Raw genomic sequence first — 17,390 nt, forward strand, 5'->3', positions numbered from 1 at the left:
TTCTCACCAATCCACAGCAGTCGCTTGCAATGTGCATCAATCTGATAAACCAGCGTCAAATAACAGTGTCCTCGCTGCCAAGCAATTTCGTCAACGCCGATTGCCGTAACATTCGATAAATCCTGATGCTCACGCCCCCAGATCACAGCCCGTTCGACTGCGCTGAATACCTGATCCCAGGTCGTACGAAATGCTTGGGCAACTTCTTTCCAACTCAAACGCTTCGCCCAACCCGCTAAAAACCAACTATACGCCTCTGTCAGCCGATGTTTGCCAGACACCCAAGGCATCCATTCCACCCGAATACCACAATCAGGACACGCAACACGACGTGGCGCATAGAGAAAAAATACCTTGATGCCCCACAACGGAATAAATTCAGTGCGACGAACCGGCTGCCTGTCGTAACCAGGCCTCTCACGCCTGCATCCGCTACACACCGGGCGGCTATTCCTGCGTGGCTGTAGTTCAACATCTACTGTCGGGACTAACGCATTCTTCACCCAACAGACTCTTCCATATACAAAAGACTTGAATTTTTGAACACGATTGAGGATAGTCTTGATGTGCATCCTGTTCCTTTCCTTCTGGTTGATGGTTGCTCAACACCTCCATCTTCTCAGAAGAACAACAGGATGCACACCTCTTACCTCAAAAACCCAAAAAACTAGCGCCTTTGTTACATATTCGTTATAGCATTACCCACAAATTTTCCTGAAGAGCCAAATTTTTTTACGTTCTAGAATATATTCGTACATTTAACCACGGCCCACTGAACAGTGCCATACTTAAATTTGATCAGTTTTTTGAGACCAACACTATAACCCCACACAATAAGAATCAATCTATTCCATATCGACCTGGCGCCAATATTCCCTTGGGATCAAGAGCATTTTTGAGTTTACGATTGAAAGCTTTCAGTTCTGGGCAGCACTGATACAATTTCTTCCATCCATTAATACCCGCGCGAAAATGCTGATAACCCATTCTGTGTGATAAATCCAGAATAGCATCGTATAGTTGCTCGGCTCGCTTACATTCTATATCATCCATGCGATCATATAGAATGACCATCAGCGGACAAACACTGCGCGCATTGAAAATCATTATTGTCATGTAAAAATCAAAGTTAAATTGATCAAATAATAATTCGCACTCACGAGTAAATTCGACTACCTCGCTCCCCCTGAACGGCAGCACCGGTACAGACCATAAAATACCTAAATTGTCTCGCCCGACATGAATATCTTTTATAGGCCGTTTCTTCTGGTAACGAAAATAGCCACGCCTCACCACGGTTTCAACAGGCTTACCCTCATGCAAATCAACCAATCCAGGGAAAAGACGGATTAGCGCTGGTGAAGTACCAAATAATTTTTGAATAGTCGAATCAAATAATTTCAACAGCATTCCTGATTGAATTTTCTCTACTCTACCAATCATGTCACAAATCATGTGTGCGCGTTTTTTGGTGAACACATTGACACGTGAGCATGATCCTGATGCTTTCAATAATTTCTTTGCAAGTTGGCTCGCCGTTCTAATCAGAGGACTCTGTCCATAAATACCGAAAGAGCCCGTCCAGCTAGGCACATGGTATTTATGCTTGAGCCTTTCTAGTTCTTCCTGGCTGATTGCTTTTTTGAGTTCTATACCTTCATCTATTGCCTGTGTCAGCAAAGTAAGAATCGCCACGCTGTTTGAAAACCTCCCGGTCTCGTGAATCACACCCGAGAGCATCAGTTCGCGCACAGTATCCATACATTTTGCAAGCGAGATATTATCTTTGATATCCATACTAAATAAAGCATAATCGTCAGGTCTACGCATCAACCAGATTCCCGCTTTAGTTACAATACCGTAATTCGACTGACTGAAGAGTCCTTCTACATACGGTCCTACCCCCCATTTGTATAAATGAGCAGCCCCCTTACCACTGTTATTATTAGCTATTCCAGTATGAATAATACTTCCATCAGCAAGCACTACTTCATAACCACAAAGGTGGGCAAAGTGATCGCCATATTTAGTAACACCTACACCTCGATCTAAAGCATTACCGATAACACTACCTGTAGGTGGTCCACCGGGGGAATCCATCCATAAATTATAGTTATTTTCGGTAAGAAAACGATTTAATGCTTCGTAAGTCACGCCAGGTTCAATAATTGCATAAGCGAGCTCCTGGTCAATATGAATAATTTTATTCATGCGATTTAGAAGTACCACAACAGAATTCTCGCTAGCACTAGTATTCAAATAACCCCAATTCTTACCAGTGCTATATACCCATAGCTTTGCTCCATACTCCCCTGCGAGCTTAACGAGAGCTTGCACTTGTTCTGTCGATTCAGGATAGATAAATGCATAAGGTTTACGAGCATTGACAACAGGATCCTTGATCAGCAAATCAAAATCACTACCCGATCTAATAATTTGGTTCTCATTCAAAACAACCAGAAGCGATTCAATAAATAAATCCAAAGAAATGCTAGCCTTTTCATCGTTACCACTTCCCAATCCTGTTGCATTAGTTAGATTCATCCAATATCACCTCATAATATAAAAAGTGGCAGATTACTCATAAATTCATCATAAAAGAAACATACCAAAAAATGAAAGTATGAAGGCGAAATTTTCCAAACAAGATTAATACAGTAAAATTTTTTTGAGATTTACGATAGGATAGTTAGAACAGCTTACTACAATTATAAAATCCACAGCGCAACTTTTTGATACGATTCATACACAATGCCCTACAACATAATAAAGATTTTATCAAGGATATACATGCAGAAAATCTGGCTAAATCTTTCACTCGCATTCCGTAATATCACTCGTTATAAAAGACGCAGCGGTCTTTCGATCGGTGCGGTAATTTTTGGCGTTACTGCCATGATGCTAGTAAGTGGTTTTATTGAATGGATTTTCTATAATTTCCGAGAAACTACGATTAAATCTCATTTAGGACATTTACAAATTGTGCGGCCAGGATATCACGATATGGGTAAAGCTAATCCATATGCCTTTCTATTACCAAGTAATATATCGAACTCAATTACTACCATTGATAACAAGTTAGTTAAAATTAAAATAATCGCTCGACGTCTTTCATTTAGTGGATTAATTAGCCATGGCGAATCAACTCTCTCATTTATTGGCGAAGGTGTTAGTCCAGAAGAGCAATTTGTATTTGGAGATGCTTTAAAAATCTCTGAAGGCACACATCTGTCAATTGATAGACCAGAACATATCATTGTTGGTGAAGGATTAGCGCAAAATCTTGGCATTAGTGTTGGCGACCACGTTGTCCTATTAGTCAATACTGCCTCAGGTGGAATCAATGCTAAAGAGGTCATAGTTAGTGGCTTCTTTACTACAGTAACTAAAAATTACGATGACAATTCAATACGCATCCCTATCGAGACTGCTCACAAACTCCTTCGCACCACGGGTGTGCACAGTTGGATCATTTTACTGAGCGATACAGAACACACCAACGATGTTCTCGCGGAATTACGAAATAACTTGCCTAAAGACCAATATGAGATAATCCCATGGTATGAATTAGCAGATTTTTACAATAAGACAGTTGTACTATTCACGCAACAAGTAATGGGAATAAAAATTATTATTGCAGTAATCATTTTACTCAGCATTTTCAATACAATGAATATTAGCGTATTGGAACGAATTGGAGAAATCGGCACAGCTATGGCACTTGGCGTAAAGCGTTTCGATATTATGCGACAATTCTTAATCGAGGGTATGTTGATTGGATGCGTTGGTGGTTTGTTGGGTCTTGTCATTGGATTGTTGCTTGCCACAATTATCTCCAAAATTGGAATCCCAATGCCTCCTCCTCCAGGTATGGCACGTGGTTACATTGGTGAAATACTTGTGACTTCGAATATAGCCCTGGAGTCACTAATTTTAGCCATAACCACTACCTTGGTTGCCAGTGTTTATCCAGCATGGAGAGCTTCTCGTATGCAAATTGTCGATGCATTACGTCGTAACCAATAATTATTATGCTAAAGCTCACTTTCCGAAATATCATCCGCCAAAAGATGCATACCACAATGATACTCGTAGCAATTATGAGTGGAGTCGTAGGAATTATCCTGGCAGGTGGTTGGATTAACGATATTTACGTGCAAATGGGTGAAGCACTTATACACTCTCAAACCGGTCATCTCTAAGTCTATAGACAAGGATATTTTTCTTCAGGAGCACGCTCGCCTGAAAAATACCTTATCACTCAACCTCAAAATATTAAGAAACAGATCATTAAGGAGGAGGGTGTCGAGAAATTTGAAAGCATGATGGCGCGTCTCAATTTCTCTGGTCTTCTTAACAATGGCCGCAGTGATTTGCCTATTATTGGCGAAGGGGTGCAACCCGATATGGAGGCAAAGCTAAGTAGATCAGTACTAATCACTGACGGCAGACGTTTTACCAACGATGATCCTTTCGGCATCATGCTTGGCAAAGGTGTCGCTGGAGCACTGAAGCTAAAGCCTGGTGACCATGTAACCTTACTAACAAACACACTTGAAGGCGCATTGAACAGTCTAGATTTTGAGGTGATTGGTATTTTCCAGAGCTTTTCGAATGATTACGATGCTCGCGCTGTCAAGATCTCGCTTTCTGCTGCACAGGAATTACTTGGCACAACAGGTGTCAACGCGCTTGTTATTTTACTCAACAAAACCGAAGATACTGACATTATTGCCACTCGTCTTGCAACCAGCCTAAATAGCACAGAATTAGAAGTCAAAACATGGGTCGAGTTGAATGATTTTTATGAAAAAACTGTTGAATTATACAAAGGACAATTTGGTGTCCTCCAACTCATTATCTTGGTCATGGTGCTCTTGAGCGTTGCCAATAGCGTCAACATGAGTATTTTCGAAAGAGTAGGTGAGTTTGGCACAATGATGGCATTGGGTAATCGCAGTAATCAAGTTTTTCTATTAATTTTAAGCGAGAGTTTTTTACTTGGGATAATTGGGAGCAGCTTGGGTGTTGGAGCAGGGATATTACTCGCTCTTGCAATTTCAGCTATCGGTATTCCCATGCCACCACCTCCCAATGCTGATCTTGGCTATATCGCTCAAATTCAGATCGTTCCCTCAGTTTTATTAATGGCTTTCATAATTGGTTTAAGTGCTACTGTTCTAGCATCGTTACTCCCTGCTAGACATGTATCACGCATCAAGGTGGTCGATGCACTTCGGCAAAATTTATGATCAAGCAGCCTAGCTCATTGCTATTTCATAAATGCTGATCTAGCCAAGTAACTATTTATAGCAGTAAGCAGTACTCCCCGACATAATTCAAAACGAGAAACGCAATTCCGTATAAACGCGATCATTATTGGCAAATCGGCCAAAAAGACCCGTCGCTGGACCATCAAAAATATCTGCACCAATCGCTGCGCGCCAGTTTCTAGCAAGACTCCACATAAGCCTTGGTCGTAACATCCATTCACTACGATTCAGGCTATGAATCAACAATATCTGCGCTTCGATATCCCTCAAAATTTTTCCATGAAAAAAAACACTCGCACCGTTTTCCCATTTATCCGCAAAAATATCACGATCATAGTCAAGAAAAACACGTTGGATGAATTGCAGATTCATACGTACATCCGCAGGCAGATGAAAATCGACACCCAAAGCGTAGTCAATCACATCCTGTCTGACCAATCCGTTGGGTTGAAATAAACGCTTAACATTAAACTGTCGCCCATCGGTATAGACAAATTCCCCTTTCAGCACTGCACGGCCAAGATCCTTGGTTAAAGTCCAACCGATTTGGTCTATCTTGTCATGTCTTGGCTGAAATACAGGTTGTTCTGGTGTCCCGCCGACCAGATAAAAAGTAGGCGCCGCATCCAAGCTGTGGTAATAAAAAGCTGAAAGATCCCATCCACTAACTAGTTGCGATAAACGAATACCATAATTTGAATTAGCCGGATTGCGCTTGGAACGGTCTTCATCAAGAAAAACGGCATTCGGCGGATAAGTAAAAGGATAGAATTCGGCACCCGGCTTCCCTATCTTATCGAGCGTAGCAAAGGGTATCCAAATCAAATCTGCGTGAAAATCATTTTTTGAATATTCAGTCCGAACCGCCCATTGAGGAATGCGCAAAATATCGAAATCCTGCAAGACAAACTCTCGCGTATCCTTGGCTGACACTACATCTGCGAAGAATAACCCGACCATCTCCCCCCAGATGATATGCTGTCTGCCCAGACGAAAATCCCAATCCCCCCTGGAAATATCCAGGTAGTTTTCTCGCAACGAGAATTCAAAACGCTGATCCTCGCGCACTGCCAAGGGATAAAAATTAGAAATATCATGTATCGCATCGTAATCAATACGAGCGCTGATTTTCCATTTTATGTTTCTACTTAATTGTCCAACATTGGCGAGTTCGGAGCGTAGCCGCATTTTGGACAAATGATCTGGATTAGCATAGGTATGCGCCATTTCAAATTGAGAAAATCCACGCCAACTCATTGTTGGTTTGAAATGCTGAAGGGGTTTGGCAGTCGGGCTCTCATCTTCAAAAAGATCATCAAAGGAACGCACAGTATCTGTATTATTCGATCTTGCAAAAACACTTCCCCCCGAACAAAAAACTGTCGCGCTGCTAAAAGTAAATCCTATCAGCAGGAAAGTTAGCAGTCCTCTCTTTCTAAGCTTGTTCGTGCAGATCACTCAGTACCTTTAATGTTCGATGATAAAAGCTGTACACCCATCTAGTTTATTTGGTGATTTCGCTTGCAATTAGCTCACCATCTTCAATATGGATCAGTTGATCAGCCATCGCCATTACCCGCGCATCGTGGGTCGAGAAAATAAATGTCGTTTGCTCTCTGCGGTTAATTTCTTTCATCAGCTGCAAAATCCCTTCACCGGTCTTATGATCAAGGTTAGCTGTTGGCTCGTCTGCCAAGATGATCTTAGGATGTGTCGCCAATGCACGCGCGATGGCTACGCGTTGACGCTGTCCACCACTGAGCTGATTGGGGCGATGATCAGCAAACTTGGCTAGCCCTACAATGTCGAGAAATTTTACAGTTCTTTCACGGCGCTCTTTTGTGCTTATATCTTTAAATTGTAATAATGGATACTCGACATTCTCTTCGGCTGACAACACTGGAAAAAGATTAAATGTTTGGAAAATAAAGCCGATAGTCCTAGCTCTGAGATCGGAAAGCTCATCGGGTGTTTTACCACTGACATCCTGGCCGTTAATATAAATATTTCCAGAAGACGGTGTATCAATGCAACCGATCAAATTCAGAATGGTAGATTTGCCACTACCCGATGGTCCAGCGATCGCTAAAAATACGCCCTCTTCGATCTCAAGATTAATATCCTTCAGTGCCCGCACTTTCTGCTCGCCAAGCATATATTCTTTAGATACATTTACAAACCGTACAATACTCATTGACCTTACCCTGAAATATTTACCGCTATGGAAATTTTTTTCACTAAGGAGTTAGGAAACATGGAATCACGATACTTTTCACAATACATTTTAGCAATCTGTCTTATATCTACGCTTTTGCTGGCTCTGCCCCAGGCACGCGCCACTCCCAATGAACCTGACGAATTTGCTCAAAGTATACTGGAGAAAGCGGATGATATCCGCTTCCCTCGCGAAAGCTTCCAGGTCGATGTCGATATTCGCACGATCTCACAAGATAGATCCGACGATCTACACAAGTACCGCGTTTTATCCAAAGGAAATGAAAACAGTATTGTACTGGTCACAGAGCCGGTTTCTGAACGTGGCCAGGCAATCCTGATGAAGGGACGCGATCTATGGATCTTCATGCCAAGCGTAAATCAACCGATTCGCCTTTCCCTCTCCCAGCGACTCACAGGACAAGTCGCTAATGGCGATATAGCACGGGCTAACTTTACCGGCGATTATCACCCCAAACTTTTACGAACCGAAACTATCGATAACGAACAATATTACGTTTTAGAACTTACCGGTGTCGATCGTAGCGTAACCTACCAGAAAGTTATCCTTTGGGTAGAACAAGCAAGTTTTCGGCCCTTCCGAGCAGAATTTTATTCTTTATCTAATCGACTTCTCAAAACATGCCGTTATGAAAATTATGAGATGATTTTAGGCCAATATCGGCCAACCCGCCTTATTATGGAAAATGCCCTAATACAAGGCGAAACATCTATACTTGAATACTCTGATATGAAGTTGCGCGATCTACCAGACAAAATATTCACCAAGAATTATTTGAAAAGGCTTGAATAGCATCTCTTCAATAACATCGCAAATTATCAATTTGCCACAGGAGAACTAATATGTCGCCGCAAGATATGAACCTAGGTGCATCTTTTAAAGAATATTTTGAAATAATACCCGCATCGTCCAAGGAGCTAAAAAACGAAGCCTATAGAATACGTCATCAGGTTTATTGCGAAGATCTTAATTTTGAACCCCTGCGTTCTAACGGGTTTGAAACCGATGAATATGACTCATCTGCGCTTCATCTTTTGATACGCAGCATTAAATTTGACATGTTCATAGGTTGTACTCGAATAATCCGTCCAAAAGCTAACAAATTACACACCCCCTTACCATTTGAAAAAATTTGTACTAATTCACTCAACCGCTCAATTGTCGATCCTACACAACTCCCAAGAAACAAAATAGCCGAGGTTTCCCGCTTGGCAGTTATCGCCAGCTTTCGACGTCGTAAGGATGAAGCTAAGAGACCTATCAATATTTCTGATGAGGATTTCGGGAAACCGCAAGACCCGCATTCTCGCTTCCCGTACATACCACTTGGACTTTTTATTGGCACTATCGAGCTAGCACGCTTAAACAATATTGACTACCTGTTTATGCTCACCGAAGAGAGGTTAGCCAATCACTTCGGCAAACTTGGCGCAAACAACCAAATTATCGGCACCCCTATTGAACATCGAGGTACCCGTATTCCTTCAATGGTATGCATCGAAGAGATCGTCGGAAATATGCGACCAATATTCCGTCCTCTATATCAGGTAATTTCTAAAGATATTAGCAGTAATGCTGTCTGCACAGGTTACTTAACAACCCTACCTAGAGAAATGTCTGATACATTGATGGATGCTGGGGTGCTGACATAATGTAGACCGTATAAACGATCACGCACTTGATTTTTTGTTTTTTCGGAAACTGTCGACTGACATCGACAGATGAGTCTTTATTTATATACGATTTTTAAGCTACCAAGGCGAAACTTTTTATATCCAACGAAAATTTGAGTAATCAGAAAATTTTCTACTGTTAAGAACCATCACCCCAATCTCTTTTAGCCATAGCTACTTGCATTCTCTGCAAACATCAATATAATTACGAATCATTCTCATTATTAGCATAATTTGCGCGATATCTATCATCAACGTTCGCTATCGAATGCACCTTATTTTGGGATAGATTACGAAATCCATAAGAACCAAGAGACCCTCTTATAGGTGAGCCGGTACAAGAGAGGATTACCTGCGGTCTCGATTTAACAAACAAATCGCCGGTCAGCGCATATCGCTGTTAATAATGGATTATAAAAAAGCACAAGGTGAATGATTTGCGGGAAATTTACGAGCCTATTCCTAAAGCCACACCGAACGAAATATTGGAGTAAATAAAGACACAATCGGATACGATGCAAAAGATCGTTATCGAAAACGGGTTACAGCATTAACTATAGTTTTTTAAGCTGTCGCAGGCTCTAATCTAACCCTCCGCATAGTGCTTTAAAAACTCATTTCGTCCCTTGTTGCTCGGATAGATTCTTTTTTTGTGTTTAAACCATCGCTAATACTGAATACTGTTTAATTGTCCTGAAAATAACATAATGCATATCTTTAGTTTCTTAATACTTGTCTTTCAGGCGCTATCTAATAGGTCTCTCTTAACCGCGCAAAACAATAACAACCCTATCCATTCGAATTTTCTTTTTTATCCCGCAGTACTCCTCCTCGCTGGATGCGCTTTTCTTTCTCTGCCAACAACGGTTTCCGCACAATCATCCTCTAGCATGGAATCCGCGAACAAAAATTTCGATATCGCGGCGGGTTCTCTGGAAAATGCACTCAAACAATTTTCCGATCAATCAGGTGTAAAAATCTTTTTTGATCCGGCGATCGTAGCAGGACTATCGACCCAAGGCCTCGTGGGCAATTACGATATTCAAACCGGATTGGATCGTTTGCTGACCGGATCTGGGTTGCGCTCAGCGTCACAAGCAGATGGCTTTACTCTGGTTAAATCAACTTCCAGCCCGTCGGATGAACCGGTCATCACGACCTTCCCATCGATACAAATCACCGCCAACCGTGAAACGAGCCGTTACATGGCAACGAGCAGCGTGACCGCAACCCGCACGAATACCTTATTACGCGATGTCCCACAAGCGATTTCAGTCATAACTGAAGATATCATCAAAGACCAATCCATTCGCAGCATAGCCGATGCAGTGCGCTATGTGCCTGGTGTAGGTGTATCTCAAGGCGAAGGTAATCGCGATGCATTGATATTCCGTGGCAACCGCTCGACCGGCGATTTTTTTGTCGATGGCGTGCGAGACGACGTTCAATACATGCGCGATCTCTATAATATCGAGCGCATCGAAGTATTGAAGGGTGCCAATGGTATGATTTTTGGCCGCGGCGGCTCTGGTGGGGTGATAAATCGCGTAACAAAACAGGCGCACTGGGATACCAGCCGCGAATTTTCATTTCAGGGCGGATCATACGATCTGAAACGGATGACAGCAGATGTCAACCAGGTAATTAACGATCGCGTCGCCTTCCGTATCAATGGCGTATTCGAAGATGCAGGCAGCTTTCGAGAAGGCGTCGATTCGCTGCGCCTCGGCGTTTCACCCACCGTAACCATTAAAGCGACCGATCGCACAAAAGTGGTGCTCAATATGGAACGGTTTCATGACGAACGGACGGCCGACCGGGGCATTCCCTCCTTCCAGGGCCGCCCTGTCGATGTCAAAAGGTCGCAATTTTTTGGAGACCCGCGCAGAAGCAATTCGGATATCGAAGTCTTATCCTTTAACTCATTGATCGAACATAAATTCGACATAGGCGTCACCCTTCGGAACCGAACTAATTACGCTCAATTCGATAAGTTTTACGAAAATGTATTCGCTAACGGCCCTGTCAGCGGCGGACTGGTACCGCTTGGTGCATACAACAATACCACTGACCGTGAAAATGTATTCAATCAAACAGATTTTCTGTACTCGCTCGAAACAGGGCCTATCGCGCATACTTTGCTGGCGGGCATTGAAATCGGACAACAAATCACGCATAACAAACGGGATACCGGCTTTTTTAATAATGACCCGAGACCTTTCCGCGTGCCGTTAAGTAATTCGATCACGAATGTACCGATCGTATTTACCAATACCCCTGGAGACGCCAACCATCGCAGTCGAGTAGATATCACCTCATTCTACTTTCAGGATCAAATAGAGCTCATACCGCAGCTACAAGCCATCGTGGGCGTTCGTTATGACCTGTTTGAGGTCAATTTCCAGCAAAAAAATGGCGATGAAGATCGCTTGAAAACCAAGGATGGCCTGCTTTCACCGAGGTTTGGACTGATCTTCAAACCGATCGAGCCCCTCTCTATCTATGCAACCTTTAGCCAAGCATTCGTCCCGCGCGCCGGAGAACAATTGACATCATTGTCGGTCACCACAGACACACTCAAACCGGAAAAATTCACCAATCTGGAAGCGGGGATCAAATGGGATATCCGGCCGGATCTTTCTTTGACCGGCGCAGCGTTCCGAATCGATCGGACCAATGTCATCACGGTTAATCCGAACGATATTACCCGGTCTTTTTTGACCAAAGGACAGCGAACGGAAGGTGTTGAAGTCGGCATCAACGGTCAGCTAACACCTAATTGGAGCGTCATGGGCGGCTATGCTTATCAGGTTGGAGAAATCACCAGCGAGCAGCTCGGTGCGCCCAAAGGCAATACCGTTGCTGAATTACCGCGAAATACCTTCTCACTCTGGAGCCGTTATGACGTGACTCCTCGATTCGGTGCCGCGGCGGGTGTCATCTATCGTAGCAGCATGATGGCTTCGACAGACAATTTAGTGGTCGTTCCTGATTTTACACGTGTGGATGCCGCCCTATTCGCTCGACTCAGCAAAAATGTCCGCGCACAAATCAATATCGAAAATTTGCTCAACGCCAAATATTTCGCATCAGTACATAATAATAATAATATTTCACCTGGTTCACCCATTGCAGTTCGCGCATCGCTGATTGCTAATTTCTAGTCGGCGCACAGGCAGTAGTTAATACCCTTTCTTCAAAAAAGAGAAGGGTAATTTTTTTGTATTTAGTAATAATTATCATTTGTACTATTGCTAGTGTTTTTATTTATTTACTTTAACAGAGGAGGTTTAAATGAAGTTTTTTTCCCGTTTTCTGATAGTGCTTAGCAGCACTTTAGTCCTGTATGGCGGCAATGGCATGATAGACGCCATTCCGACCGCCCATGCCGCGACAGCGACGGCCAGCGCCAATGCCGAAACCATTGAAACGGCCGTTACCGCATTCCAAACGATCGGCACATTGCGCAGGGAATCCCCTATCAATACGGATGCGATCTTGAATGAATATGCTGGCGCTTTACAATCACTCGCCCAGGAAATCGATACCAAGCATGGATTGAGCCTCGATAGCGATATACTCGCTGCGATCGAAGATATCAAAAATAATAACGAGCCCGTTTTGGCCGGACAGGTGATCGACAAAGCTGCACAGCATATCTTCTTTCAAATCATAATCGATCGCATGACCGCCGCTAAAAATGATTTCGACACCCAAGCATCCGATGCGCTAATCTCGACATGGGGTGAGGCTAAAGCAGCGTTCGAAGCGATTAAGGGAACGGCAGCAAGAGAAAATAAAGTGCTGACAGCCGACAAGCAATCAGTGGAAAGCGGCGACAATCCTCAACTGGATGTTCAGATTGCAGAAGCATTCGCCCGCGGTGAAACAGCACTCAACAAGGAAAATCCGGCTGAAGATAAAATCAACCTGAGCATCGAACGCCAAATCATCCGACTTTCTCTAGCACGCGCTTATTACATTGGTGTGCTTCGCGAAGTTGAAGGCATTATTTCCAACCGAGGTCGGGATTTGCTCGAAGCACGCGAGAAACAAAAGGAAGGTGAGATTTTTTATCGCATCATCGAGTCCTTTATCAAACAGGATAACCCCACTGGAAACGCCCTGATAAAAGCACAATTTACCGGCAATGTCTCTAACGTCGTAGCGGACAAAATCGTCAGCGAATTGAGCAAAGGGTTCATCGGCCGTGTAAATGCCGAGCTGAAAGCGAATGAATCGAGCATCGGCACCGACCGCGGGCGCGCGATGGAAGTTGCGGAAGAAGCGTTACTCTATGCAAATATATTCCTGGATGACCTGGCGCTGCGCATGGACGGCGGCGCACGCAGCAACTTGGAAAATGCGCTAACCAGCCTCAAACAAGCCAGCGATAGCAATGATGAAGCAGGCGCCGCAACCGCACGCCAGGCCATAGCGGACATCCTGGCAAGCTACGCACAACTGCTCGATACCGCTCAATATCAGGTCACCACTGACACGAGCTTCATCGACAATGCCGTTGCCGCCTACCAGGCCATTGGCACACTGCGCAGACAAAATCCAATCGATGCAGAGGCAATCGCTGCAGAATACGCGGGCGATCTGCAACAGCTCACGCAAATCGCCGACAGCGTCTATGGCTTGTCAATGCACAACGACATCCTGACCGCTATCGAATATCTCCGCAATAACGATCAAACAGCGCTCGCCGGACAAGCGATCGACAAAACCTTGCAACGCGTTTTTGCGCTGGTCATCTACAACCGCACGACGCTTGCGCTAGAGGCCTTTGAAAACCTATCGTCCGATGAGCTCAAACTCGAATGGGATCGTGCCTATGCCGCCTATCTCGCAATCATCGGCACAGTAGGCAGGGAAAACAAAGTGCTTACGGCGGACAAACAAGCCATCGAATCGGGCAGCAACCCCGATCTGGACGACCATGTCACATTGGCATTTATCGATGGCAAAGCGTCATTGGATAAAAGCATCGGAGATGACAAAAACAAGGTAGCACTCGCACGTGAGAACATCCTCATCCCAATCGTGAGAGCCTTTTTGATCGGTGTGCTGCGTGAAGTGGAAGGCATTGTCTCCAACAGAGATAGGGATATCGACGAAGCGAGAGAAAAACAAATCGAAGGAGAATTCTTTTACAAAATCGTCGAAGGCTTCATCGCCCAGACCAACCCTGCAGGCAGCGACCGCATCATGGCCAAAATGAAAGGAAGCCTAGCCAGTGTAGTCGCCAATGAAGTAGTCAGCGAAATCAGCAAAGGCATCATTGGCCAAGTAAGAATCAACATGGCGCAGATCGAATCGACATTTAGCACCGATCGCAATCAAGCCGTACTGGCGGCTGAAAGACTGGCGCTCTATACGCACGTTTTCCTGCCGGATCTGGCATTACGCATCGGTTCCATCGAGCGCGTCAGAATGGAAAATGCACTGCAAGATCTGAAAGAGGCAACCGGCCAAGGCGAAATGGAGAAAGCCATCAATGCAGCACAAGCGATACTTTCTATCATCGCGAACTATGAAAGTACATTGATCTAACCGACACCCCTCTGCTTTCACAGCAGAGGGGGCTACTCAACAATCAGGCCGCGATCAGGGATGGAAAACCCCAATCGCGGCCTGTTTGTTTTACTTCTCTGTTATGTAACGGCCAACAAAGAAGAAATATTCTTTATCAACCTATTTTTACACACCCCTTACAAATTCAGCATCGGTATTCCCAAGTAGAAAGAAAAACGAATAAGGGGGTTATTCAAACCGATTTACGTCGGTGCGAGTAGTCGAATCCCAAGTTCAATCAAAGATTAAAAATCACCATGTCGGCTGTAATATCGTTCAGATTGATGCCGACAAGCTCGATTGAAGCATCGGGCCCAAATTCTACAGTCACACCCTCAGCTGTTTGATGCGTATTGGTGATGTGGGAAACCAGTTCTTCGACACTATTGACACCGAGCCTCTCGGAATCGAACAGCAAGCGATCTTGCCCAAGGGTGAAATCGCTTATTTGGAAATGACCCAGTGCATAGAAGCCAAAGATATCATTGCCTTTCTCTCCCAGTCCGCCATCGCCCGTCAATCTGTCATGGTCATGGCCCGCCCACAAAAGATCGTCCCCCGGCCCGCCATACAGTTTATCGGTCCCTTCCTGCCCATCGAGTACATCATTACCAGCATCACCAAACAACGTATCATTAAACCCTCCGCCTTGCAGCGTATCATTACCCCCTTTGCCTTCCAACATGTCATGCCCAATACCGCCTTGTAGCAGATTATCTTCATCATCACCGATAATTTGTAGATCGTTTGGGCCAAATCCGCCGGAACCGAAACCCTCGAAAGGGATTCCATCGATGAACTCGATCAAACCGGAAGTTCCGATATTAGGACGTCGCTCTGTAATAACTGCCATTTCATTTCCTCCAATTACATTAATTTTTAATCAAAAATGCTAGATTTACTTATACTACTCATATAATAAATAGAAATAATAATGAGAGTAATTCTCAATAGTAACAAATATTGACTGAAACACCAAAGAATCCCGCAAAATTTATCAAAAATTGAATCATGGCTAACGAATTGATCGAATTATTAAAACAGGCACAAACTTTCATCCAAATGGGTGATTTTGCCGAGGCGGGCAGAATCCTCGATCCCTTGAAAAATGCCCACCCCCGGTCTCTCGATATTGCCCGGCTATGGTGCGCGCTTGCCATGCGAACGGACCGGGCCACCGAGATACCCGCCTACGCAACCGATATTTATGCCACCGCGCAAGGTGATTTTAAAAAAGCGCACTGGGCGCAGATCACCGGAACAGCCTACTTCCTGCAGCCTGAATTGAACCAGGCGCATGCTTATTTCCGCAAAGCGATCACCCATCTGACCGAACTCGCCAAAACGGGTAAAGCGCCTGCTAAAAAAAAGCACACGAATGCACCAGAAAACCAGGAAAATATTTTCGCTTCCGGAAAAGCCGAGCAACTGTTGTGGGCGACCTGCGCTGAACTCGCGTCGCAAGGCATCCCCGCCTTTCCCTTTGCCGGTACGTTACTGGGTATCGTGCGTGACGGGCGATTGCTGGATTTCGACAAAGATCTCGATATCGCCGTCTGGATGGAATCCTGGGAAGCCTGCTGCCAAGCGCTGGAAAAAATGGGGTGGCGCAAAGTGTCCATGGGGCTCCCCTATAGCAATTACCGCGATTATGTCCATACTGAAATGGGCATCTCGCTGGATTTATGCGGCCTGCAACGCAGGAACGCACAGCAGATCGTCGGCGGTTTTTCTCTACCCGGTCAACCCGCAGACTACCAGCGTGTTTCCCTATTCCCGCTGTTCGAATTGATCGAACGCGCCACCAACTGTGGCAAAGTATGGTTTCCACAGCCTCCCGAAAAAATTCTCGACGCATTTTATGGCGACTGGCGCACCCCCAATCCTTATTGGGATACGGTCATCTCCGCTCGCAATCTTGAAAAATTCACCCTACTGGTAAGATGCTATGCATACCATCGTCTCGCCCAGCGCTGGTTATCCGGCGATCTCGCCAAAGCTTGGTCATACGCCCACCAAATTGCCTTGAGAGATCCGGACGATTTGATCGTTCTACGCGCACGCCAGCGTCTGGAGAAAATCATGACAAGTCTCGATCAAGCCATCCCCTCCTGGCCAGCCATCCGCTCTCAGAAGCGTGTTTACACCCGCATGGTGGCCGATTTGTTCCATGAAGGCCATGTCAATTTTCTCCGCAAGGCGCGATCATTGGGTACGCACCTCACGGTATGCGTCGTGCCGGATGAACGCGTGCTGGAAAATAAAGGAAAACGTCCTGTCATGACGCAGGCCGAGCGCGCGGCGATCGTAGCAGCCTGCAAGTATGTCGACGCCGTCATAACCGATAGCCCCACCTACACTACGCCGGAATTTATGGAAAAGCACGGCTTTGCCATTTATACGTTTGCATGCGCTTCCGAACAGGAACGAAAAGAAAAATACAAGCTATGCGCGGCACTCCCCGCCAACATGATCCAGGAAATCGACTATACCGCCGGCATCTCCACCTCCGAGTTAGTCGCGCGTATTCAAAAAGGTGCTGGCAGCCAAGAATAATATTACTCAAATAATCTGCAGGTGACAGCGTATTCTGTCTTACCTTTCACAAAAAATTTCACGTAAGGCTCC

The 17,390-nt window shown here is 44.7% G+C and carries 12 protein-coding genes; 7 read left to right on the top strand and 5 right to left on the bottom strand.

Translation table 11 applies throughout. The features are described 5' to 3' along the window. Together C8R30_RS15715 and C8R30_RS04980 are read right to left on the bottom strand one after the other, a co-directional pair. Window positions 1-572, bottom strand: a 572-nt coding sequence (locus C8R30_RS15715; RefSeq protein ID WP_146162679.1) for a transposase, incomplete at its 3' end; no start/stop codon positions are given. A 268-nt stretch (window positions 573-840) separates the two neighbouring features. Then, on the bottom strand, window positions 841-2,544 hold the full coding sequence (locus C8R30_RS04980; RefSeq protein ID WP_107789679.1) for an FAD-binding oxidoreductase: 1,704 nt from the start codon (window positions 2,542-2,544) through the stop codon (window positions 841-843). 246 nt (window positions 2,545-2,790) lie between these two features. Between C8R30_RS04980 and C8R30_RS04985 the strand changes: the two genes are divergently transcribed. After that, the gene (locus C8R30_RS04985) at window positions 2,791-4,026 is read left to right on the top strand and encodes an ABC transporter permease (RefSeq protein ID WP_107789680.1); all 1,236 of its coding nucleotides are present in this window, start codon (window positions 2,791-2,793) and stop codon (window positions 4,024-4,026) included. Between the two features lie 263 nt (window positions 4,027-4,289). Further along, on the top strand, window positions 4,290-5,252 hold the full coding sequence (locus C8R30_RS04990; protein WP_338065848.1) for an ABC transporter permease: 963 nt from the start codon (window positions 4,290-4,292) through the stop codon (window positions 5,250-5,252). A gap of 87 nt (window positions 5,253-5,339) precedes the next feature. Here C8R30_RS04990 and C8R30_RS04995 read toward each other — a convergent pair whose 3' ends face one another. Beyond that, complete coding sequence (locus C8R30_RS04995; protein WP_239654266.1) at window positions 5,340-6,602, bottom strand: DUF1302 family protein; 1,263 nt, start codon at window positions 6,600-6,602, stop codon at window positions 5,340-5,342. A gap of 175 nt (window positions 6,603-6,777) precedes the next feature. Further along, complete coding sequence (locus tag C8R30_RS05000; protein WP_107789681.1) at window positions 6,778-7,467, bottom strand: ABC transporter ATP-binding protein; 690 nt, start codon at window positions 7,465-7,467, stop codon at window positions 6,778-6,780. A gap of 27 nt (window positions 7,468-7,494) precedes the next feature. Between C8R30_RS05000 and C8R30_RS05005 the strand changes: the two genes are divergently transcribed. The 4 genes from C8R30_RS05005 (at window position 7,495) to C8R30_RS05020 (ending at window position 14,741) form a co-directional block, all read left to right on the top strand. Continuing rightward, window positions 7,495-8,301, top strand: coding sequence for an outer membrane lipoprotein-sorting protein (locus C8R30_RS05005; protein ID WP_239654265.1), 807 nt, complete (start codon window positions 7,495-7,497; stop codon window positions 8,299-8,301). A gap of 50 nt (window positions 8,302-8,351) precedes the next feature. Next, entirely contained in the window at window positions 8,352-9,161 is an 810-nt protein-coding gene (locus C8R30_RS05010; RefSeq protein WP_107789683.1) for a PEP-CTERM/exosortase system-associated acyltransferase, read from the top strand. 911 nt (window positions 9,162-10,072) lie between these two features. Further along, a complete protein-coding gene (locus C8R30_RS05015) occupies window positions 10,073-12,346 on the top strand; it encodes a TonB-dependent siderophore receptor (RefSeq protein ID WP_239654264.1) in 2,274 nt (757 codons plus the stop codon). 130 nt (window positions 12,347-12,476) lie between these two features. After that, window positions 12,477-14,741 carry a hypothetical protein gene (locus C8R30_RS05020; RefSeq protein ID WP_107789685.1) on the top strand — a complete coding sequence of 755 codons (2,265 nt, stop codon included), beginning with the start codon at window positions 12,477-12,479 and terminating at the stop codon, window positions 14,739-14,741. 259 nt (window positions 14,742-15,000) lie between these two features. On the opposite strand, the gene C8R30_RS05025 is transcribed toward C8R30_RS05020, so the two are convergent. Continuing rightward, window positions 15,001-15,615 (bottom strand): calcium-binding protein, encoded by a 615-nt coding sequence (locus C8R30_RS05025; RefSeq protein WP_107789686.1) that lies wholly within the window; start codon window positions 15,613-15,615, stop codon window positions 15,001-15,003. A 158-nt stretch (window positions 15,616-15,773) separates the two neighbouring features. Between C8R30_RS05025 and C8R30_RS05030 the strand changes: the two genes are divergently transcribed. Continuing rightward, window positions 15,774-17,318: an adenylyltransferase/cytidyltransferase family protein gene (locus C8R30_RS05030; protein ID WP_107789687.1), complete on the top strand. Its 1,545-nt coding sequence runs from the start codon at window positions 15,774-15,776 to the stop codon at window positions 17,316-17,318. Window positions 17,319-17,390: the final 72 nt, after the last annotated feature.

Source organism: Nitrosomonas nitrosa, assembly GCF_003051105.1.
Taxonomy (GTDB): domain Bacteria; phylum Pseudomonadota; class Gammaproteobacteria; order Burkholderiales; family Nitrosomonadaceae; genus Nitrosomonas; species Nitrosomonas nitrosa.